The sequence below is a fragment of the Cryobacterium mannosilyticum genome (assembly GCF_004402705.1).
Lineage (GTDB): Bacteria > Actinomycetota > Actinomycetes > Actinomycetales > Microbacteriaceae > Cryobacterium > Cryobacterium mannosilyticum.
On sequence record NZ_SOFM01000029.1, the window covers coordinates 44291 to 67369 of the forward strand.

Genomic DNA, 23079 nt, shown 5'->3' on the forward strand with positions numbered 1-23079 from the left:
AAATTCCGCGCGAAGACGAAGGACCAATGATGGTTGACACTGCCCAGCGCTACACCGCCCTCAACACGACCGGAACCCCGGCCACTCCGGCCGTCGACACCGGCCCGGTCACGGTGGCCGGTCACCCCGGCGCCCCGACCGTGAACATCGCCGCACTGAACCGCCAGCTGCTCGGCACCTGGGCCGATGTGCGGGTGCTCGCCCGCGAACTCACCGCCCGCGCCGACCTGCACCGGATCGAGGGCCAGTCGATGACCGAGCACCGTGACCGCGTGCTCGCCCAGTTGAAGATCCTCGCCGCCAACGGTCACGTGCACCGCGCGTTCCCGAAGGACCTGGGCGGCTCGGACGACCACGGCGGAAACATCGCCGGCTTCGAGGAACTCGTCACCGCCGACCCGAGCCTGCAGATCAAGGCCGGCGTGCAATGGGGCCTGTTCGGTGCGGCGGTGCTGCACCTCGGCACCAAGAAGCACCACGACGCCTATCTCCCCGGCATCATGACGCTCGAGACCCCCGGCGTCTTCGCGATGACCGAGACCGGCCACGGGTCGGATGTCGCCAGCATCGGCACGACCGCGACGTATGACCCCTCAACCCGGGAATTCGTCATCCACACCCCGTTCCGCGCGGCGTGGAAGGACTACCTCGGCAACGCCGCCAGGGACGGCGTCGCCGCCGTGCTGTTCGCGCAGCTGATCACCCAGGGGGTGAACCACGGCGTGCACGCGTTCTGGCTGCCGCTCCGCGACGAGACCGGGGCGTTCCTGCCCGGAATCGGGGGCGAGGACGACGGCCTCAAGGGCGGGCTCAACGGCATCGACAACGGCCGGCTGCACTTCGACCAGGTGCGCATCCCCCGGGAGAACCTGCTCAACCGCTACGGCGACGTCGCCGTGGACGGCAAGTACAGCAGCGCGATCGCGAGCCCGGGGCGTCGCTTCTTCACCATGCTCGGCACCCTCGTGCAGGGGCGCGTCTCGCTCGACGGCGCCGCCACCCAGGCCTCGGCGATGGCCCTGACCATCGCGATCACCTACGGCAGCCAGCGACGCCAGTTCACCGCCGGCAGCGACACCGACGAAGAGGTCATCCTCGACTACCAGCGCCACCAGCGCCGCCTGCTGCCCCGCCTGGCCACGACCTATGCGCAGACCTTCGCGCACGACCAGTTCCTGGTCAAGTTCGACCAGGTCTTCAGCGGCACGGCCGACACCGACTCCGACCGCCAGGACCTGGAAACCCTGGCAGCCGCCCTCAAGCCGTTGTCGACCTGGCATGCCCTCGACACCCTCCAGGAGGCCCGCGAGGCCTGCGGCGGGGCCGGTTTCCTGGCCGAGAACCGTCTCGTCGGGCTGCGGGCCGACCTCGACGTCTACGCCACCTTCGAGGGCGACAACAACGTGCTGCTGCAGCTCGTCGCCAAGCGCCTGCTCACCGACTACAGCCGCAAGTTCGCCCATGCCGGCACCGGTGTGCTCGCCCGCTACGTCGTGGCCCAGGCCGCGGACCGCGCCTACCACGGCACCGGACTCCGCACGCTGGCGCAGGCCGTCTCCGACTTCGGTTCGACCGCCCGCTCGGTCGGCGCCCTCCGGGAGACCAATGTGCAGCGGGAGCTGCTCACCGACCGGGTCGAGACCATGATCGGCGAGATCGCCGGCAAGTTGCGCCCGGCCGCGAAGCTCCCGGCGAAGGAAGCCGCCGCTCTCTTCAACTCGTACCAGGACGCCCTGATCGAGGCCGCCCGTTCGCACGGCGAGCTGCTGCAGTGGGAGGCGTTCACCCAGGCCGTGGAGGCCACCGAAGACGAGGGCAACCGGCAGGTGCTCACCTGGCTGCGCGACCTCTTCGGACTCGGCCTGGTCGAGAAGCACCTGGCCTGGTACCTGATCAACGGCCGGCTCTCGGCGCAGCGCGCCCAGTCGGTGACGGCCTACATCGACCGGATCATCGCGCGGCTGCGTCCGCACGCGATCGACCTCGTCGACGCGTTCGGCTACAGCCAGGACCACCTCCGGTCGAGCATCGCCAGCGGCGCCGAGAAGGACCGGCAGGACGAGGCCCGCGACTACTACCGCACCCTGCGGGCGTCCGGGCAGGCCCCCGCCCCCGAGAAGGCGGCGAAGAAGAAGTAGTAGCAGGTCGTACCCAGGTACGAGGCCGGGCGGCCCAGGTGGGGCCGCCCGGCCGATGCGCGCCGCATCCGTCGCCCGTAGCGTCGTTGGTAGCCGTTGTCAGATACGCGACAACGGCCCCGCGACGAAAACGAGGAGACGGATGATCCAGGCACAGTCCCTGACCAAACGCTACGGAAGCAAGACGGCGGTCGACGCGGTCGACTTCACCGTGCAGCCCGGCAAGGTGACCGGCCTGCTGGGCCCGAACGGAGCCGGCAAAAGCACCACCATGCGCATGATCGTGGGGCTGGACCGGCCGAGCGCCGGTTCGGTCACCGTGAACGGCAAGCACTACCGCGAACACGCGGCGCCGCTCCGCGAGGTGGGCGTGCTGCTCGACGCCAAGGCCGTGCACACCGGCCGTTCGGCCCGCAACCACCTGCTGGCCCTGGCCGCCACCCACGGCATCCCCGCCGGCCGGGTGGACGAGGTGATCGAACTCACCGGGCTCGGCTCCGTCGCCCGCAAGCGGGTCGGCGGCTTCTCCCTCGGCATGGGGCAGCGCCTCGGCATCGCCGCGGCCCTGCTCGGCGACCCCGCCGTGCTCATCCTCGACGAGCCGGTCAACGGCCTCGACCCGGAGGGCGTCCAGTGGGTGCGTCGCCTGATGCGCCACCTCGCCGCGGAGGGGCGCACCGTGCTCCTCTCCTCGCACCTGATGAGCGAAATGGCGCTCACCGCCGACCACTTGATCATGCTCGGCCGGGGACGCGTGATAGCGGATGCCCCGGTCGCCGACATCATCGGCGGCGCCGGGAGCAACACGGTGCGGGTGCGCAGCCCGCAGGCCACCCGCCTGGCCACCCTGCTCGCCCAGCCTGACGTGACCGTCACGGCCGGCGAGCAGGACACGCTCGACGTGACCGGCATCTCCGCCGTGGAGATCGGCGAACAGGCCGCCGCCGCGGGGATCGTGCTGCACGAGCTCACCAGCATCGGCGCGTCGCTCGAGGACGCCTACATGGCCCTCACCCAAAACGAGGTGGAGTACCGCACGGGCGGCTCCGCGGAACTGCAGGAGGCAGCACGATGACCACGACCACACTGCCCACCGCCCCCGAGGCCGCTCCGAACGCGACACCGTCCGGCCCGGGGAAGGACGCGGCGGCCATCCGGCTGAGCGCGGCAGGCCTCATCCGTTCGGAGTGGATCAAACTGCGCAGCGTGCGTTCGACCGTCTGGTCGTACGCGCTGCTCGTGGTGTTCTCCCTCGGACTGGCCGCGATCATGTCCGCCTCGCTGGACCTGCAGGGCGCCGACGTCTCGATGGTGCCGGCCGCGAACCAGGCCACCTTCGTGGCCCAGTCCTCGACCTTCGGGGTGTTCTTCGGGCAGCTGATCGTCGCCGTCCTCGGCGTGCTGACCATCAGCGGCGAATACTCCACCGGCATGATCCGGTCCACCCTGGCCGCCGTGCCGAACCGGCTGCCTGCCCTCTGGGCGAAGGCCGCCGTGCTGTTCGTGACCACCTTCCTGGTCGGCCTGGTCAGCACCGTCGGGTCCTACCTGGTCTCCTCGGCCGTGCTCTCCGGCAAGGGGTTGCACGCCGGCCTGTTCGATCCGGCCGTGCTCTTCCCGGTGCTCGGCGGGGCCCTCTACCTGGGCCTGATCGCGGTCTTCGCCCTCGGAATCGGAACGATCGTGCGCAGCGGCGCCGGCGGCATCGCCGTCGTCCTCGGCATTGTGCTGCTCGTGCCGATCGTGCTGCAGATGATCCCCGCCGCGTGGGCGACCTCGCTGCTGCCCTACCTGGTCTCCAACGCCGGCATCAACATGTTCGGGCTGATGTCGTTCAGCCAGGTGCCGATCGAATGGTGGGTCGACCTGCTCGTCGTTCTCGGCTGGCTCGCGGCCGGCCTGGTCGGCGCAGCGGTGCTGCTGAAGCGGCGGGACGCGTAGAGTCCACAGAATGACCAACGCGCAGCTCACCCCCGGGCGGCCTTCCCGGCCTCCCGGGGGTGACCTGCGCCTGCCGACACCGCCCGGTGTCGCCCGGCGGTTCTGGGCGCGGCATCCGTGGCTGACCGATTCGCTCGTCGCCGCCGGGTATTTCGTGCCGATGACGATCACCGTGCTGATCGACCTGGCGGCGCCCGGCGGCCCGGCCCGGCCGTCCGCGGTCGTCGTGACCGCCGTCGTGACCGCCCTGCTCACCGCCGCGCTGCTCTTCCGCCGGCACGCCCCGCTGCTCGTGCTCGGGGTCACCTGCGCCGGGCTGCTCGCCTCCTTCCCGAGCCAGGGGCAGGGCGACACGGTGCCCGTTCTGATCGCGCTCTACGCGGTCGCGGTCTACCGCGGCGTGCGGAGCGCCTGGCTCGGGCTGATCGCCGGCGTCGGTGTCGCGGCGCTCGGCGCGTACCTGGCCGACGGCGCGACCTACGCGGCCTGGCCCAGCGTGGCCGGCCAGTACGCCATCCTCATGCTCGCGGCCACTCTCCTCGGCGTCACGATCGGCGATCGCAAACGCTACGTCGCCGCCCTGGTCGACCTGGCCGCCCAGCTGGCCAGGGAGCGCGACCAGCAGGCCCAGCTCGCCCGGGTCACCGAACGGGGGCGGATCGCCAGGGAGATGCACGACATCGTCGCGCACAGCCTCTCGGTCATGGTGGCGCTCGCCGACGGCGCCGACGCACTGCTGGACAAGGACCCGGAACGGTCCAGGACCGCGCTGCGCGAGGTCGCCGCCACCGGCCGGAGTTCGATGACCGAAATGCGCCGGCTGCTCGGGGTGCTGGCCGAAGACCCGCCCGGTCCGGCAGGCCTGGCCGACCCGGCCGACCGGGCCGACCCGGCGGATCACGACGGCCGTGACGGTCCAGACCAGGCCGACCCGGCGTCAGCGGATGCGCCCCTGAACCCCCAGCCGGGAGCCGACCAGCTGGTCGACCTGGTCGACTCCTTCCGTCCTGCGGGGCTCCCGGCCCGGCTCGAACTCAGCGGCCGGATCCCGGCGAACCCGGGCCTGCAGCTCACGATCTACCGGATCGTGCAGGAGTCCCTGACGAACGCGCTGCGCTACGCGGCCGCGGCCACGCTCGTCTCGGTGCGCGTGGCGTCGACGCCCGGCCGGGTCGAGGTCGTCGTCGCCGACAACGGCCGGCGCCGGGTCGAGGGCCCGGCCCAGCCGCCCGGGCGCGGCCTCATCGGGCTGCGCGAACGCGCCGCGCTCTACGGCGGCACGCTGGAGGCCGGGGCGATCCCCGGCGGCGGCGGGTGGCAGGTGCGGGCCGTGATGGACGTGGACGAACCGGAGGCAGCCGAATGACCCAGGCCCGAACGACCCCGACCGGAATGACGCAGACCCGGATCATGCTGGTCGACGACCAGGCCCTGCTCCGCACCGGCTTCCGAATGGTGCTCGAGGCCGAGGACGACTTCACCGTCGTGGCCGAGGCAGGCAGCGGCGCGGAGGCGATCACGCTCGCCGCGAGCGTGCTGCCCGACGTCATCCTGATGGACGTGCGGATGCCCGGGATCGACGGCATCGAGGCCACCCGGCAGATCAGCGCGGCCCACCCCGACAGCAGGATCATCATCCTCACCACCTTCGACCTCGACGAGTACGCCTTCGGCGGGCTGCGCGCCGGAGCCCGGGGGTTCCTCCTCAAGGACGCGCAGCCGAGCGAGCTGACGGCGGCGATCCGCGCGGTCGCCTCCGGCGACGCGTCGGTCTCCTCCCGGGTGACCCGGCGCATGCTCGAGCTGTTCGGGTCGAAGCTGCCGGCCGCGGACGACGACGACGCCTCCCGACTCGGCGCGCTCACCGAGCGGGAACGGGAGGTGTTCCTCGCGATCGCGGAGGGCCTGTCGAACCCCGAGCTGGCCGAACGGTTCTTCCTCTCCGAATCCACCGTGAAGACCCATGTCGGGCGCATCCTGGCGAAACTGGGGTTGCGCGATCGGGTGCACGTCGTCATCCTCGCCTACCGGCTTGGCCTCGTCGGCCGCTGACACCGCGCCCGGTTGCGCACGGCGCGGCCGCGCCGGCGGGCGCGGGCTGCCGATCCGGGCGCGGCGACGGATGCCGCGGCGGAGTAGCCGGTGGCATCCGCGGTTTCGCTCCGGCCCGGTGCGGCCAATAGGCTCAAGGAATGCGCACCTTCTATCCAGAGATCGAACCCTACGAAACCGGAATGCTCGAGGTCGGTGACGGACAGTCCATCTACTGGGAGGCATCCGGCAACCCCGACGGCAAGCCGGCGGTCTACCTGCACGGGGGACCCGGCGGCGGCTCGAGCCCGAAGCAGCGTCGGGTGTTCGACCCTGAGAAGTACCGCATCGTGCTGTTCGACCAGCGCGGCTGCGGCCGGAGCACCCCGCACGCGAGCGAAGCGGATGCCGACCTCGCCACGAACACGACCTGGCACCTCGTCGCCGACATCGAGAAACTGCGCGAGCACCTCGGCATCGACCGGTGGCTGGTCTGCGGCGGGTCCTGGGGCAGCTCGCTCGCCCTCGCCTACGCCGAGACCCACCCCGACCGGGTCACCGAACTCGTGCTGCGCGGGATCTTCACCCTGCGGCCGGTCGAACTCGACTGGTTCTACGAGGGCGGCGCCGCCGCGATCTACCCTGACCTCTGGGAAGACTTCATCGCGCCGGTGCCGGTCGACGAGCGCGGCCGCCTGATCGAGGCCTACGGCCGGCTGCTGCACGACCCCGACCAGGCGGTGCGGGAACGGGCCGGGGTCGCCTGGTCGACCTGGGAGTCGTCGACGATCACCCTGCTCCAGCAGCCCGAGACGATCGCCCGGTTCACCGAACCGTCCTTCGCCGTCGCGTTCGCCCGGATCGAGAACCACTACTTCACCAACCGGGGCTGGTTCGAGCCGAACCAGCTGATTCGCGACGCCGACCGGCTCAAAGACATCCCCGGCGTGATCGTGCAGGGCCGCTATGACATGTGCACTCCGGCCTTCACCGCCTGGGAGCTGCACCAGGCCTGGCCGGAGGCGGACTTCCGCCTGATCCCCGACGCCGGCCACTCGTTCGACGAGCCCGGAAACCTGGACGCGATCATTGAGGCGACGGACCGCTTCGCGCTGTAACTTTTTACTCATGACGTTCAACGACAACGCGAACATCGGCGGCGGCCGGGTCAGCAAACGGGGCCGGAACACGGGGATCGCCGTGGGCGGCGGCGGGCTGGGCGTGATCGCCCTGTTCCTGCTGTCGCAGTTCCTCGGCGTCGACCTGACCGGCCTCGCCGGTGGTGAGCCGGCCGCCGAGCCGGGAAGCGTCTCCAACCTCGCCGAGTGCACGACCGGCGCGCAGGCGAACGCCGACGTGGAATGCCGGATGAAGGGTGCCGCGGCCTCGCTCGACGCCTACTGGGCGCAGGAGCTGCCCCGGCTCGGCGTCGCCTACCAGCAGCCGCAGCCGGTCGCGCTGTTCACCGGCAGCACCGGCACCGGCTGTGGCGCAGCATCCGCCGCCACCGGCCCGTTCTACTGCCCGCCGGATGCGACCATCTACCTCGACACCGCATTCTTCGACGACCTGCGCACCCGGTTCGGCTCCTCCGGCGGGCCGCTCGCCGAGATGTACGTGGTCGCCCACGAGTGGGGCCACCACGTGCAGAACCTGACCGGCGTGCTGGCCCAGTCGCAGGACGGCCAGACCGGCGCTGCCTCCAATTCGGTGCGGGTCGAGTTGCAGGCGGACTGCTTCGCCGGCGCCTGGACCGGCGCGGCCACGACGAACACGGACGACAACGGGGTGACCTTCCTCAAGCCGATCACCCAGGCGCAGCTGAGGGATGCCCTGAGCGCGGCCTCTGCGGTCGGCGACGACCGGATCCAGGCCGCGACGCAGGGCCAGGTGAACCCCGAGGGCTGGACCCACGGCTCAAGCGAACAGCGCCAGCGCTGGTTCAGCACCGGCCTGGAACAGGGCGCCGGCGCCTGCGACACCTTCGCCCCCGGCGACGCCGAACTCTAGGCCCCCCATTTAGCCCCCGAATGGGGGTGTGTGGGTATCCCGGACCTATGGCATTGTCTGTGTTGTGAGCGGAACTCAACTTCCCGTCGGCACTTACCCTCCTTCGGTTTCCGCGAACACCTGCTGGATCGGCATCCACTTCGCCTAGCTACCCCGACGGAGTCCAGCAACGGCGGTCGTTACCCGAACGGCCACAGCCACCCGGGATGCCTGGGAGTACGTGTGTCGACCTTGAAAAGTGGATTCTTCCACGAAACGCTGGCGCCCCGAACGCCGGTGAAACGACTGACATCTTTCACCGCGAGTGCATTCCTGATGGCTGTGGTGCTCGTCGCCGTCGTCTTCACGGGTTCCGCCCCGGCGACGGCCGCAACCGGATGCGGCGTCGCCGCCAATCCGATCGTCTGCGAGAACGCGCTCCCGGGGACCAGCCCCACCGTCTGGGACATCAACGATTCGGGCGATGCCACGATCCAGGGATTCTCAACCGACATCAGCGTCAACGTCGGCACGACGGTCGGTTTCAAGGTGCTCACCGGTGCGCGGGCCTACACGGTCGACATCTATCGGACCGGCTGGTACCAGGGCCTCGGTGCGCGCAAGGTTGCCAGCGTCACCCCTTCGGCTGCTCTGCCCCAGACGCAACCGGCGTGCCTGAGCGACGCGTCGACGGGCCTGTACGATTGCGGCAACTGGGCGGTCTCAGCCTCCTGGCCGGTACCGGCTGACGCCGTCTCCGGAGTCTACTTCGCGTTGCTCACCCGCACCGACACCGGCGGCCAGAGTCACATCACCTTCATCGTGCGCAACGAGGCCAGCCGTTCGGCGGTGCTCTTCCAGACCTCGGATTCGACCTGGCAGGCCTACAACAACTACGGCGGCTCCAGCCTGTACCAGGGTGGGCCGGTCGGTCGCGCCTACAAGGTGAGCTACAACCGTCCCTTCACCACCCGTGGTGTCAGCGGTGGCCGGGACTTCTACTTCAGCGGTGAATACCCTCTGGTGCGGTTTCTGGAGAAGAACGGCTACGACGTCTCGTACTTCAGCAACGTGGACACGGACCGATTCGGCTCTGCCCTGCTGAACCACAAGGTATTCCTCTCGGTCGGGCACGATGAGTACTGGTCCGGTGCTCAGCGGGCCAACATCGAGGCCGCGCGAGATGCGGGGGTGAACCTGCAGTTCCTCTCCGGCAACGAGGCCTATTGGCGCACGCGCTTTGAGCCCTCGGTTGCGGGCGCCACGCCGTACCGCACGCTCGTCACCTACAAGGAGACCAAGGACAGCGCCAAGATCGACCCGTCGCCTCAATGGACGGGAACCTGGCGGGACCCTCGCTTCGCGTCGCAGGCGAACGGGGCCGGCCTGCCCGAAAACGCGGTGTCCGGCACGCTGTACCAGTCGAACTTCTCCGACCTTCCGGTGACGGTGTCGGCGGCAGAGGGCAAGAATCGACTGTGGCGGAACACCAGTCTGACCAGTCTCGCCCCTGGGACGACCGCGGCGCTCGCCCCGCACACCATCGGCTACGAATCCAACGAAGACCTCGACAACGGATTCCGGCCCGCCGGCCAGATCCGGCTGTCGACCACCACCGGTGCCGTACCCGAATATTTGCAGGACTTCGGTAACACCGTCGCCGCAGGAACGACCACGCACCACCTGACGATGTACCGCGCGGCCAGCGGTGCACTCGTGTTCTCGGCCGGGAGCATCCAGTGGTCCTGGGGCCTCGACCAGACCCACGACGGTGCAGGCGCGGCCGCGGATCTGCGGATGCAACAGGCACAGGTCAACCTCCTCGCGGACATGGGCGCCCAGCCCGCCACGCTCTCCAACGCACTCATCGCGGCAACCGCAACCACGGACACGACAGCACCCACGGTCACCGTGACCTCGCCGGCGTCGGGATCATCGGTGGCCAACGGGACATCCGTCACCCTCAACGGCACGGCCGCCGATGTCGGCGGCGTCGTCGCCGGCGTCGAGGTTTCCACCGACGCAGGTGCCAGTTGGCACCCGGCGACCGGCACCACCACGTGGTCCTACACCTACCTCCAGCGCGGTGTCGGTGCGCAGAGCATCCGGGTGCGCGCGATTGACGACAGCCTGAACCGACCGGCCACTCCGACGCTCGTCGCGATCACGAGTACCGGACCGTACTCCGTCTTCGGAGCCCAGGTTCCCTCCCTGCCGGATTCCGGCGACACGTCGGCCGTCGAGCTGGGGCTGCGCTTCACGCCGACCCAGAACGGCTACATCACCGGGGTGCGCTTCTACAAGAGCCTGGCGAACACCGGAACCCACACGGGGTCCCTGTGGAGTTCGACCGGCGTGCGCCTGGCAACGGTGACGTTCGGGAACGAGAGTGCCTCCGGGTGGCAGAGCGCGACCTTCACGTCCGCGGTGCAGGTGACGACCGGAACCAGCTATACGGTGTCCTACTCGGCGCCGAAGGGCCGTTATGCGGCAGCGTCGTACTACTGGTCCTACCGCGGAGTCACCAGTGCGCCCCTCGGCGTCGCCGGCGGCTTCGGCGCCGCGCCCGCGGGCGTGTACAGCACGAACGGGTCATTCCCCGTCGACAGTTACCGGCAGGGCAATTACTTCGTCGATGCCATCTTCGACGCCACCGACAATTCACCGCTGGTGGCCACCGGACAGTCGCCCTTGCCCGGCTCATCGAGTGTGCCGATGGGCACGACCATCAGCGCCGTGTTGTCCAAGGAGTCCGACCCGGCTTCGATCAGCTTCAAGCTCGTCGATCAGCTGGGTGCAACCGTGGCCGGCAGCAGCGGCTACACCGCCGCCACCAGAACGGCCACGTTCACGCCGTCGACTGCCCTGAACGGATTCGTCACGTATTCCGTCACCCTGACCGCCAAGGACACCGCGGGGCTGTCATTGTCATCCGGCGGAACCTGGACGTTCACGACCGTGCGACCACCTGCGGCCGACGGACTCTGCCCGTGCAGTATCTTCACCGACGCCACGGTGCCGACCATCCTGCAGGTTTCCGACAACGCGATGCTGACGTTGGGCGTTCGTTTCTCGAGCACCGCCGCTGGAACCATCTCAGGCGTTCGGTTCTACAAGAGCGCCGGCAACACCGGCACCCACATCGGGACGCTTTGGACGTCCACGGGCACCCAGCTGGCTACGGCCACGTTCACCGGCGAGAGTACCTCCGGCTGGCAGACCGTGAACTTCGGCACCCCGGTGACGATCACCCCGAACACCGAGTACATCGCGTCCTACCGTGCACCCCTCGGAACGTATTCGGCATCGCCGGGGGTCTTCAGCGGGTCGGGCATCACCAAGAGCCCGCTCGTCGCCGGCCCCAACGCCGGTTCGTACGTCTACGCGGATGCCTTCCCATCCTCGCGGTCATCGACCAGCTACCTCGTCGACGTCATCTTCAATCGTGCCCCCGACCCGATCACTGTCGTCAGCCTGACTCCCGCGAACGGTGCGACGGGCGTCGCCCCCGCGTCTGCCATCGCCGCCCGACTGTCCACGGCCGTCAAGACCGGGTTCTCTCTGACCGCGAACAGAGCGGGCACGCCCATCGCCGGGTCGACCGCGCTATCCGGCGACGGCATGACGATCACCCTCACGCCGGCGCAGCCCCTGCCCGACGGTGCCACCGTGAACGTGAGCCTGAGCAACGTGACCTCGACCCAGGGGATCGCGCTCGCCACTCAGACCTGGTCGTTCACCGTTGCTGCGGCCGGTGGGCAAGCGACCACATACAGTCTGTTCGGCAGTGATGTCCCCACCTCTCTCTCGGCCTCCGGCGACACCTCCGCGGTGGAACTGGGTGTCTCCATCACTCCGTCACAGGACGGCACAGTGTCCGCGATCCGGTTCTTCAAGGGGGCCGGCAACGACGGCACTCACACCGGGTCCATCTGGTCCTCGGCGGGCGTGCGACTGGCGTCGGTGACCTTCGCCAATGAAACAGCCAGCGGATGGCAGACCGCGCAGCTCAGCACCCCGCTCGCCCTGTCAGCCGGACAGAGCTACATCGTGTCCTATCTGGCTCCGCAGGGACGATACTCCTCCACTCCGGCGTACTTCAGCCAGGCCAAGACCAGCGGGCCGCTTACGGCGCCGGTGAGCGGCAATGGGCGCTACCTGTACGGCGCCGCCGGAGGGTTCCCCACCTATTCCTGGAACGCCACCAACTACTTCGTCGATCTGGTGTTCGCGGTGACCCCGCCGCCCCCGCCGCCGACACCCGTCCCCGGCGTGTCGATCTTCTCGTCGACGAGCACGCCGACGAACCTTTCCTGGGCAGACCCGGGGTCGGTTCAGCTGGGCGTGCGGTTCATGGCGTCGACCACCGGAACCATCACCGGCATCCGCTACTACCGAGGTCCGACCGACACGGGCGCCCACCAGGGTGCTCTGTGGTCCCCGACCGGTGCAGTTCTGGCAACGGGCACCTTCGCCCCGGCGACGGCGAGCGGATGGCAGGACCTCTACTTTGCGACTCCCGTCGCCATCCAGGCCGGCGTCGAGTACCGCGCAAGCTACTACGCCAACTCGGGTTCCTACGCTATCGACCTGAATGGGCTTGCGGCGTCGGTCGCGAACGGGTCGCTCTCCACCGTCGCGACTGGGGGCGCCTACAGCTACTCGACCGGCTTCCCGGATCGGGTCGCCAGCCACAACTACTGGGTCGACGTGCACTTCGTCCCCACGCCGTAGCGAACCAGTCAGGCACGATCGAGACTCCACAACCACCGGCAGCACACAATCCGATTGGGGGCAAGGATGAATACCAAGCTGAGAATCGCCGTCATCGGAGCGGGGTACTGGGGGCCGAACTTGGCCCGGAACTTCCGCAACAGCCCGGACTGGGACCTGGTGGCGGTCTGCGATCTCGACCACGATCGAGCCGAGAAACTGGCCGACACGGTCGGCGGGGTTCGCGCGGTGACTTCACTCAGCGAATTGTTCGCCTCCGAAGACGTCGACGCGGTCGCCATCGCGACTCCGGCGCGCACCCACCACGGCATCACCCGCGCCGCCCTCAGCGCGGGCAAGCATGTGATGGTCGAGAAGCCACTCGCGGACACCGGTGCTCGTGGGCGTGACATGGTTCGCGCCGCCGCGGAGCGCGGCCTGGTCCTGATGACAGATCACACCTACTGCTACACGCCGGCCGTCCTGAAGATTCAAGAGCTGATCGCGCAGGGTGCCCTCGGCGACATTCTGTTCATCGACTCGGTGCGCATCAACCTCGGCCTCATCCAACCCGATGTCGACGTGTTCTGGGATCTCGCACCCCACGACCTCTCCATCATCGACTTCATCCTGCCCGGGGGGCTGCGACCGCTCAGCGTCTCGGCCAACGGTGCGGATCCTCTGGGGTCCGGAAAGTCCTGCATCGGCTACCTCGTTCTGCCGCTTCCCAACGGCGCAATGGCCCATGTGCACGTCAACTGGCTGAGTCCGACGAAGATCCGCCAGATGATCGTCGGTGGGACCAAACGGACCCTGGTCTGGGACGACCTCAACCCGCAGCAACGACTCAGCGTCTATGACCGCGGCGTCGACCTGGAACTGCAGGCACTGGACGGCGCCGAGCGTCAGGCCGCGACGATCTCCTATCGGCTTGGCGACACCTGGTCGCCCGCGTTGCCAGAGCGTGAGGCTCTCGGGGCAATGGCGACGGAGTTTGCGGAGAGCATCCGAGAGGGGCGTCCACCTCGCACCGACGGCGAGGCGGGGCTGCGTGTACTGTCCGTCCTGGAAGCGGCAAGTGGGAGTCTGGCGGCCAACGGGGCCGCGATAGCACTGAATGAAGACCGCGTGTCGGTCGGGGAGTTCTGATGACAACACTCAATGGGGCACGGGTCCTGGTGACCGGCGGCGCGGGAACGATCGGATCGACCATCGTCGACCAACTTCTCGATGCCGGCGTCGCGCACGTGACCGTTCTGGACAATCTCGTCCGGGGGCGGGAGGCGAATCTCGCCGATGCCTTCGAGACCGGACGGGTGCAGCTCGTCAGGGGCGACATCCGAGATCGGGAGGTCGTGGGCAGGGTCACCCGGGGGATGGACGTCGTCTTCCATCAGGCAGCGATCAGGATCACCCAATGCGCCGAGGAACCTCGGCTTGCACTCGAGGTGCTCGTCGACGGGACCTTCAACGTGATCGAGGCCGCCGTGGCGAACAAAGTGGGCAAGTTAGTCGCCGCGTCGAGTGCATCCGTCTACGGCCTGGCCGAAACCTTCCCCACCTCCGAACGTCATCACCACCACAACAACGACACTTTCTACGGCGCCGCCAAGTCCTTCAACGAGGGGATGCTTCGCAGTTTCCGCGCCATGAACGGGCTCGACTACGTTGCCCTGCGCTACTTCAACGTCTACGGACCGCGAATGGATGTGCACGGCTTGTACACCGAGGTGCTCGTGCGTTGGATGGAACGTATCGCGGACGGGAAGCCGCCGTTGATCTTCGGCGACGGGCTGCAGACCATGGACTTCGTGTACACCACGGACATCGCTCGGGCCAATCTGCTCGCAGCGACGAGTACCGTCACGGACGGCGTCTACAACGTCGCCAGTGGTACGGAAACGAGCTTGCTCGGCCTGGCCGAGGCGCTCCTGGAAGCGATGGATTCGGACCTGCCCGTTGAACACGGGCCGGACCGTGCGGTCAACGGCGTCACTCGGCGACTCGCCGACGTGCGGGCGGCACGCCATGACCTCGGTTTCGACGCGACAGTGTCCCTCGCCGACGGGCTCCGCGAACTCGTCAGGTGGTGGCGACCGCTCCGTGCGGAAATCGCCGCCGGACGCACACTGGTCGCATCATGAGCAGAATAAACGTGATGAAACCATGGCTGGGGGAGGAGGAGATCCTCGCCGTGACCGAGGTGATCGAGTCCGGCTGGGTGGCTCAGGGGCCGCGCGTCACGCGGTTCGAAGCGGCCTTCGCCGAGGTCATGGCGGCCGACTTCGCGGTGGCCACATCCAGTTGCACCACGGCGCTGCATCTCGCCCTGATCGTCGCCGGAGTGGAGGCCGACGACGACGTCGTTGTGCCGTCGTTCTCCTTCATCGCCACCGCGAACGCCCCCACCTACCTGGGCGCCCGGCCGGTCTTCGCCGATGTGGACCCGGTGACCGGAAACGTCACTGCGGAAACGCTCTCGGCCGCCCTCACCTCCAGGACGAAGGCCGTGATCGTCGTCGACCAGGGCGGGGTGCCCGTCGACCTCGACCCGATTCGCGAGTTGTGCGACCCCCGCGGGATCGTGGTGATCGAAGACGCCGCCTGCGGTGCCGGATCACGCTACCGTGGCCGGCCGGTCGGCTCCGGGGCCGTCCTCGCAGCGTGGTCCTTCCACCCGCGCAAGCTGCTCACCACGGGGGAAGGGGGGATGCTGACCACCTCGAACGGTGAGTGGGCGGCGCGAGCGCGGCGGCTGAGGGAACACTCCATGAGCGTGTCGGCGAGCGATCGACAGGGAAGCGTGCTGGCGCCCGCCGAGGAATACGACGAGATCGGGTTCAACTACCGGATGACGGACCTGCAGGCGGCCATCGGTCTCGTACAGCTCGGCCGGCTCGCCGAGATCGTGCGACGACGCCGGGAACTGGCCGCCCGGTACACGGCGGAGTTCGCCGACATCCCTGGTGTGCGCTGTGTGGGCGACCCCGACTGGGGTCAGGGCAACTTTCAGTCGTTCTGGATCGAGGTAGAGCCCGGCCCGGCCGGCGGGCGTGATGGCGTCCTCGAGGCTTTGGCGGCGGCGGATATCTCCGGTCGGCGCGGGATCATGGCGGCCCACCGCCAGCCCGCCTACCGGGACCGGTACACAGGAGGACTCGCACTTCCGGTCACGGAACACCTCACGGACAACACCCTCATCCTCCCGCTCTATCACCAGCTGACGATCGCGGACCAGGACCGGGTGATCGCCGCCGTGCGCGCCGCCGTGCGTTCGCTTGCCCCAAGCACGGTCTGAAATGAAGGACCTTCTGCTGCTGGCGGCGAGCGGTCTGGCGCGTGAAATATTGGCCGACCTCGGTGACGCGTACCGGCCTGTCGGCATCCTGGACGATGATTCCACCCGCCACGGGGGACGGTTGGCCGGCATCCCCATCCTCGGCGGGATCGACCGCGCGGCGCTGCACGGAGCGGATCTGCTGGTGTGCGTCGGCTCCGGTCAGGGGCGTCGGAGGCTGGTCGAGCGCCTCGCCGGGCTGGGGGTCGGTGACGACCGGTATGCCACCTTCGTCTCGTCCGCCGCTCACGTTCCGACCGGCAATCGTGTCGGCGTGGGAAGCATCGTGTTGGCCGGCGTCGTCCTGACCGCCAACGTCAGCGTAGGGCGCCATGTCGTCGTCATGCCGAATGTCACTCTCACGCACGACAACGTGGTCGACGACTTTGTCACCATCGCCGCGGGAGTATCCCTCGGGGGGGCCGTCGTGCTCCGCGAGGCAAGCTACATCGGAATGAACGCGTCCGTCCGGCAGGGCGTCGAAGTCGGCCGGGGGGCCACGGTCGGTATGGGCGCGGTCGTTCTCCAGAACGTCCCGGCCGGTGAAACCTGGCTCAACGTGCCGGCTCGACCGATATCCCGCCGGCCCACGCCGGACAGCCCGGTCGATTCGCCCAGGGCTGTCGGATCTGGGGCGTGGTCATGAGGATAGTGATCTATCCGCATTCGATGGAATTCGGAGGTAGCCAGCGCAACGCGATCGACATCGCGACCGCGTTGCGCGAGCGCGGCCATGAGCTGACGGTTTTCTGTCCACCAGGCCCGCTCGTGGAGTTGGTCACCGAGCGCGGACTGCGCTACGAGCTTGCGCCGTTGCCTCGGATCCGCCCGTCGTTCGCCGTGATGAAGCGGCTGTGTGCCGTCGTCGAGGCGGCGGACGCCGACGTCGTGCATGGATTCGAGTGGCCGACGGCTCTGGAAGCCCTCTTCGGGCCCGACCGGAAGCTGGGCGTGCCGGCCGTGTGCACGGTGATGTCGATGTCGGTGGCGCCATTCCTGCCGAGTTGGCTGCCGCTCACCGTCGGCACGGAGAGCATCCTGCGGACGGAACGCGCCCACCGGGCCGAGGTCATCCTGCTCGAGCCGCCGGTGGATACCGAGCATGATCGGCCGGTAGACCAGATTGCCGCGAAGCGTCGACTGGGGATCGCCCCCGAGACCCTGGTCGTCTCCCTGGTCACCAGGCTGGCCAAGGAGCTCAAGCGGGAAGGCATCCTCACTGCCATCGAGGCGGCCGGTGCGCTCGCCCGTGAGTTCCCGGTCACGCTCGTGATCGCCGGGGACGGGCCGATCCGTGCGGAGGTCGAGGCCGCCGCGCTCCGTGCCAACACGGCAGCGGGAACACAGGCCGTGCTACTCACGGGTACCCTCGTCGATCCGCGCCCGGTCTACGACGCGGCCGACATTGCGCTTGGGATGGGGGGCTCAGCGCTCAGGTCGATGGCCTTCACGAAACCCCTCATCGTCCAGGGCGAACAGGGATTCTGGCGGGTACTCGAGCCCGATTCGCTGAGCGGCTTCACCGAGAACGGCTGGTTCGGCATCGGCGCCCCCGGCGAGGAGCGCGATGGTGCCGCGAGGCTCGGCCGGCTGCTCCGCCCCCTGCTCGAAGACGCAGACCACCGGGATGAACTGGGGTCGTTTTCGCGCGCCACGGTCGAGTCCCGCTACGGGCTCCCGGCCGCAGCCGAACTCCTGGAGGATTTCTATCTTCGAGCGGTAGCACGCAGCAAGGCCAGTCCCCGTGCGCCATCCCGGCTGTTGGCGCCCTATCTGTCAGTGACCGGCTACGAAATGCGGCGCAAGGTCAGGCGCCGGCTCGGCGGGGTCGTGAGCGACGACTTCAACTCCCTGGCATCCATTCAGCTTCAATCAGAAAGGAGCGTCTCCCGATGACGAATTCTGTCCTCACCAGTGCAGTTCCGGTGGAAACGCTGACGGCCCCCGTACCGTTCATCGATCTCGTCGCGCAACAGGGGGAGATCCTTGACGAAATCAGCACCGCGATCGTCGATACTCTCAGGCGCGCGACCTTCATCGGAGGCAAGCATGTCGACGCCTTCGAGGCCGAATTCGCGGCCTACTGCGCGGTGACCCACTGCATCGGTGTCGGGAACGGGACGGATGCGCTCGAGCTCGCGCTCCGGGCTCTCGACATCGTCGATGGACGTGAAGTCCTGGTGCCCGTGAACTCGTTCATCGCATCGGCGGAGGCGGTCCTTCGTGCGGGAGCCACGGTCAGATTTTCCGACGTCGATGACGATTCCCTCCTCCTCGACCGGGCCACGGTGGAGCGCGCGATCACGGATGAGACCGCGGCCGTCATGGCCGTCCACCTGTATGGGCAGACTGCACCGGTCGACCAGATCCTGCCGGTAGCGGGCAGGCACGGTGCCGTCGTGATCGAGGATGCCGCCCAGTCGCAGGGCGCGACTCGATACGGAAGGCCCGCAGGCTCTCTGTCCCGCATTGCGGGCACGAGCTTCTATCCGGGCAAGAACCTGGGCGCCGCCGGCGACGGTGGTGCGGTGTTGACCAGCGATGACGATCTCGCCGCCCGGGTGCGACGCATCGCAAGTCATGGCAGCACCGAGAAGTACGTGCATGACGAGTTCGGGTTCAATTCCCGGCTGGATTCGATCCAAGCGATTGTCCTTCGGTCCAAGCTGGCGAGGCTTGACGCTTGGAACGAGGCTCGTCGGGTGGCTGCACGACGGTATGACGAGCTGCTGGCCGACGTCGACGGAGTACGAACGCCGGTCACCCTCGCGGGGAACGTGCACAACTGGCATATCTACTCCGTCCGGGTCGAGAACCGCGACCGCATCCTCGCCGGACTCCATGCGGAAGGAATCGGCGCGGCGCTGCACTACCCGACCCCGATTCACCTGACCGGCGCCTTCCGGCACCTCGGATTGGCCAGGGGCGATTTCCCCGTGGCCGAGCGGGCGGCTGCGCAGCTCCTCTCGCTGCCGATGTTCCCCCACCTGACCGAGGCCCAGCAGATCCGGGTCGTCGACGTGCTGAAGCGTCTGGTCTGAGTCGTGGAGGACCCCGCTGACGACCGCCCGGGCGAGACCGCCGGCTTCCTTGAGCGGAGAGTGCGAAAGGGGCTGCGCTGGAGCCTGGTGAACACCCTGGTCGGACGCCTGGGCTCCTTCTTGACCGGCATCGTCATCGCGCGCATCGTTGCGCCAGAGGACTTCGGCATCTACGCGGTCGCCTTGGTCGCCTTGAACCTCCTGCTGAGCATGAACGAGCTCGGCGTCAGCGTTGCCCTCGTCCGGCACCCAGGCTCGGTTGCGGCCCTCGCCCCGACAGTGACGACCGTGGCAATCGGCATGAGTGCGGTCCTGTTCGCCGCGAGTTGGTTCGCGGCGGCACCGTTCTCCGACGCCATGGGCGTTCCGGAGGCAACCGGTGTCGTGCGCCTGATGAGCGCGGCCGTGCTGATCGACGGCCTGGCGGCGGTGCCGGTCGCCCTGTTGACCCGGGCCTTCATGCAGGGGCGCCGAACCCAGATCGACCTGATCGCGTTCGCGGTGGGAACACCGGCGACGATCCTGCTGGCGATGGCGGGTTATGGCGCCTGGAGTCTGGCCTGGGGTGTGGTGATCGGCAATCTGGTCACGGCGGTCCTCTCGCTCGTCTACGCTCCGGCTCGGTATGCGCCGGGCTTCGACCGCAAGGCCGCACTCGGACTGCTGAAATTCGGCCTGCCGCTGGCCGGCGCAAGCCTCCTGCTGCTGGCATTGCTCAACGTCGACTTCGTAGTGGTGGGTCGGATACTGGGCAAGGCCGACCTTGGCCTGTATCTGCTCGCCTTCAATCTCAGCACGTGGCCGATGACACTTGTGTCGACGGCCGCGCGGCGGGTCACGACTGCAATGTTCGCGCAGCTCAGCGAGCGCGGCGATGGCCGGGAAGGCTTCCGTGATTCACTGTTCCTGGTGATGTCCCTCGGCATGCTGTTGGGTACGCTCCTCGCCGCCTATGCGTCAGGAATCGTCACTTTCCTCTACGGTGACCGTTGGGCGGCCGCGGCGCTGGCGGTTCCGGCCCTGGCGATTCTCAGCATCGGGCGGATGCTGGTCGAATTGACCTACGACTACCTGGTCGCGGTGGGACGGACAATGGGCAATGCCTGGTTGCACGCGCTCTGGTTGGTGGCACTCGTGCCGACCCTGGTCGTGGGAGCGACAATGTTCGGCATCCGCGGGGTCTCCTGGGGCCACGCGGCCATTGTCGCGCTCGTCGTCGTACCGGGAGTCGGCATCCTGCTCCACCGGGCGGGAATCCCCGTCTGGCGATTGCTGGCCGATTTCGTCCTCCCTGCCGCGGGTTCCGCGGGGGTCCTGTTATCCGCCTGGTTCATCACGAGCGTCATCCCATCCGGATTCCTGATGCTCGCCGTCGGGGGTCTCGCCGGGCTGGCGGTCTATGCCCTGATCGTCGGCCCCAGGTTCGTCCGGATACTGAGGCGTCTCCTCGACCTCGGGGAGCCCAGGGCTGGAAAGCGGAAGCGGATTCCGGCCTGGCTTACAGGGGCGTCGTCATCGTGAGGGATGTCCCCGGTCGAGCCTGAAGTTTCACAGCGTTCGACAGCGCGCCGATCATTCCAACACTGAGAAACATCAGGCCGGAAGCCTGAGGAAACCCGAAAGCGTCGAATGTCGCGAAACTGCAGGCACCGGCGGCTGCCATGGCCACGAGAGCCTGGGCCAGGCTCCGAGCCTTCGGGTCGGAGGCCAACCGGCGAGCGCGAAGCCCGGTGACGATCGCCACCGAGAAGACGGCCAGGAGCGCCACGGTGCCGACCACGCCCACTTCGATCAAGAGGCCGAGGTACTGGTTGTCGAGAATGCGATACTGCGGCAGGAATGTGGAGAAGCCACGCCCGAAGAGGGGTGACCGCTGGATGAAATCGAAGGCGAGTGCATAACTGTCCGTGCGGGAGCGCGCACTGCTGTCTTCAGTGATTCCGGTGAACAACTTGGTCAGAGTGCCGATCATCCCCGGAATGGCGACATAGATCACGACCAGGAGCGCTGCGATGGTGAGGTAGGAAATCCGCCGCCGGCCGGCCGGCCAGGTCGGCAAGAGAATGACCAGGGCAACGACCACGCCGACGATTGCAGACCGAGAAATAGTGATGGGCACCGCAAACGCGATCACGGCCACGGGAAACCAGCGAACGATGCGATTCCGGTGGAGGTCGGACAAGGCGAAGTGCAGGGCGACCGGCAGGATCATCGACAGGATGACCCCGAACTCAATCGGGTGGGTTGACGTTCCGGCGGCCCTGGTGAACCCCTCCCGGTTGTAAATGCTGGTGAGATCGTTGTTGGCACTGAGACCGGGAATCTGGATCACGTCGACGAGTGGATTGCCGGTGCCGAACTGGACGATGCCGATCACCGCAACAACCGCACCGGTCATCACCAGCAGTCGAAGTGTCGACTCGATCCGGTCGACACCGGGGAGCCCGTCTCCCGACAAGAGGACCAGGCCCAGCCATGAGGCGATGAGGAGCAGGCCACGGTCCGCGCCATTCAGCTCCAGGCTCTCGATCGGTCGCACGGTTGCGACGACATAGCTGACGAGGATGAAGATGAAGAAGATCAGCATGGCGCTGCGGATGGGTTGCCTGGGGGTGAGCGTCGAGTAGGTGCGGTTCATCTGGGCGCCGATCCAGAGGAGGAGTCCGAGGAGGCCGACGATGACGGCCGGCGTGCCGATGGAGCCCAGGGCGGAGATGGTCAGGTTGGCCGGGACGAACATCAGCGCAAGAATGTACGTCGAGACAAGCCACTTCGCCTCGATGAAGAACGCGGGCGGAGACGTACCGCGTTCAGGCACGAACCCTGGGGACAGGATTCCGCCGGGCTGTCCGCTGGGACGCTCCGTCGGATCTTCTCGGATCACGTCGAGGTCACGTGTTTTCGCTCACCAGCGTCGACGGTATCGGCTGGGTGTCCGCGCCCGGCCCGCCGGGGGTGTCGTCCGGGCCCAGTGCGGCAAGGACTATGTAGTCGGCATCGGCATCGGCATCGGCACCCGTCGGGTCCGGCTCGTCACGAGTCGGACGGCGCGGACCCGGATTGTCGAGATCGGTGGAATCCTCAAGGGAAGCGTACTCGGGGACCTTCGCGCCTCCCTCGACAGAATCGTGGTCAGCGACGATCGTGCCGGCGTCGACTGAATCGTCCTCAGGGACGGTCGTTCCGACGTCGGCTGGATCGGGCGTCGCCGCACTCGTTCGTCGAGACCGGCGGGTGGTCCGGGGGGTCGCTCGTTGTTTCCTGATGGCTCGGCGGCGGACGAGCGCGTCCACCGAAATGGCCAGCAGCAGGGTGAACACGAGTCCGACAGCGATCACCACGATCAGGGTGCGCGCGAGGGCGGAGTAATTGGGTTCGGCGACCGTGTTGTTCGTGATGACCATCAACCGGATTTCGGATTTGGGCAGCGCTTTGGCGGAGACCTGCAGGTCGGCCATTCTCGTGTCGGCGAGGGTGAGTATGGCGTTCAGCGTTCGAAACGCTCCGCTTGCCGAGGTGTCTGACACGGCCACCTCGAGCACGGAACCGGACACGCTGGCGTCCTTTTCCACCGTGTACTTCGCTTTCGACCCGGTGGGCACGACGGTGTCCGTCGTTTCCGAGTCGGTGAGGGACTTGGCGAGGACCCCGGCCGCGACGTCGAGTCCACCCAGGTTGAGGAATGGATTGCCACCGTCTTCGAGGGTGCTCGTCGGGGGAAGGAGCAGTACCGATGATTTGACGTCGTAGGTCAGCGGGATGAATCGGAGTGTCAGGTAGGCCAAACCGGTGACGACGAGCAATCCGGCCAGGACGACGTACCAGCGGCGACCCATAGCACGGATGAGTTCGGAAAGCTTCACCGGCGCACCTCCCATGAATCACCTGA

The 23079-nt window shown here is 67.9% G+C and carries 17 protein-coding genes; 15 read left to right on the forward strand and 2 right to left on the reverse strand.

What is annotated here, in order from left to right:
• Positions 1-29 precede the first annotated feature (29 nt).
• From E3O32_RS10755 to E3O32_RS10825, 15 genes are all read left to right on the forward strand, one after another.
• Positions 30-2138: an acyl-CoA dehydrogenase family protein gene (locus E3O32_RS10755; protein ID WP_134509442.1), complete on the forward strand. Its 2109-nt coding sequence runs from the start codon at positions 30-32 to the stop codon at positions 2136-2138.
• A gap of 142 nt (positions 2139-2280) precedes the next feature.
• Positions 2281-3213, forward strand: a complete 933-nt coding sequence (locus tag E3O32_RS10760) for an ABC transporter ATP-binding protein (protein ID WP_134509366.1) — start codon at positions 2281-2283, stop codon at positions 3211-3213.
• Positions 3210-4079, forward strand: coding sequence for an ABC transporter permease (locus E3O32_RS10765; protein WP_134509368.1), 870 nt, complete (start codon positions 3210-3212; stop codon positions 4077-4079). The genes E3O32_RS10760 and E3O32_RS10765 overlap by 4 nt, the downstream gene beginning before the upstream one ends.
• A gap of 10 nt (positions 4080-4089) precedes the next feature.
• Entirely contained in the window at positions 4090-5445 is a 1356-nt protein-coding gene (locus tag E3O32_RS10770; protein WP_134509370.1) for a sensor histidine kinase, read from the forward strand.
• On the forward strand, positions 5442-6131 hold the full coding sequence (locus E3O32_RS10775) for a response regulator (RefSeq protein ID WP_420898109.1): 690 nt from the start codon (positions 5442-5444) through the stop codon (positions 6129-6131). Before E3O32_RS10770 ends, E3O32_RS10775 begins: the two co-directional genes overlap by 4 nt.
• Positions 6132-6271: 140 nt before the next feature.
• Positions 6272-7228, forward strand: coding sequence for a prolyl aminopeptidase (pip, locus tag E3O32_RS10780; protein WP_134509372.1), 957 nt, complete (start codon positions 6272-6274; stop codon positions 7226-7228).
• Between the two features lie 10 nt (positions 7229-7238).
• Entirely contained in the window at positions 7239-8120 is an 882-nt protein-coding gene (gene ypfJ / locus E3O32_RS10785; protein WP_134509374.1) for a KPN_02809 family neutral zinc metallopeptidase, read from the forward strand.
• Between the two features lie 315 nt (positions 8121-8435).
• A complete protein-coding gene (locus tag E3O32_RS10790) occupies positions 8436-12833 on the forward strand; it encodes a DUF4082 domain-containing protein (protein ID WP_134509446.1) in 4398 nt (1465 codons plus the stop codon).
• 66 nt (positions 12834-12899) lie between these two features.
• Entirely contained in the window at positions 12900-13961 is a 1062-nt protein-coding gene (locus E3O32_RS10795; RefSeq protein ID WP_134509376.1) for a Gfo/Idh/MocA family protein, read from the forward strand.
• On the forward strand, positions 13961-14956 hold the full coding sequence (locus E3O32_RS10800) for an NAD-dependent epimerase/dehydratase family protein (RefSeq protein ID WP_134509378.1): 996 nt from the start codon (positions 13961-13963) through the stop codon (positions 14954-14956). Before E3O32_RS10795 ends, E3O32_RS10800 begins: the two co-directional genes overlap by 1 nt.
• Positions 14953-16110, forward strand: coding sequence for a DegT/DnrJ/EryC1/StrS family aminotransferase (locus tag E3O32_RS10805; protein ID WP_134509380.1), 1158 nt, complete (start codon positions 14953-14955; stop codon positions 16108-16110). Before E3O32_RS10800 ends, E3O32_RS10805 begins: the two co-directional genes overlap by 4 nt.
• Position 16111: 1 nt before the next feature.
• The gene (locus E3O32_RS10810; RefSeq protein WP_134509382.1) at positions 16112-16795 is read left to right on the forward strand and encodes a NeuD/PglB/VioB family sugar acetyltransferase; all 684 of its coding nucleotides are present in this window, start codon (positions 16112-16114) and stop codon (positions 16793-16795) included.
• A gap of 23 nt (positions 16796-16818) precedes the next feature.
• A complete protein-coding gene (locus E3O32_RS10815) occupies positions 16819-18045 on the forward strand; it encodes a glycosyltransferase family 4 protein (RefSeq protein ID WP_166790829.1) in 1227 nt (408 codons plus the stop codon).
• Positions 18042-19190: a DegT/DnrJ/EryC1/StrS family aminotransferase gene (locus E3O32_RS10820; protein WP_134509386.1), complete on the forward strand. Its 1149-nt coding sequence runs from the start codon at positions 18042-18044 to the stop codon at positions 19188-19190. The genes E3O32_RS10815 and E3O32_RS10820 overlap by 4 nt, the downstream gene beginning before the upstream one ends.
• A gap of 3 nt (positions 19191-19193) precedes the next feature.
• A complete protein-coding gene (locus E3O32_RS10825; RefSeq protein WP_134509388.1) occupies positions 19194-20711 on the forward strand; it encodes an oligosaccharide flippase family protein in 1518 nt (505 codons plus the stop codon).
• Here the strand turns inward: E3O32_RS10825 and E3O32_RS10830 are convergent.
• Positions 20689-22008 carry an O-antigen ligase family protein gene (locus E3O32_RS10830; RefSeq protein ID WP_134509390.1) on the reverse strand — a complete coding sequence of 440 codons (1320 nt, stop codon included), beginning with the start codon at positions 22006-22008 and terminating at the stop codon, positions 20689-20691. The two genes, E3O32_RS10825 and E3O32_RS10830, sit on opposite strands and share 23 nt — an antisense overlap.
• 73 nt (positions 22009-22081) lie before the next feature.
• Complete coding sequence (locus E3O32_RS10835; RefSeq protein WP_134509392.1) at positions 22082-23053, reverse strand: hypothetical protein; 972 nt, start codon at positions 23051-23053, stop codon at positions 22082-22084.
• Positions 23054-23079: the final 26 nt, after the last annotated feature.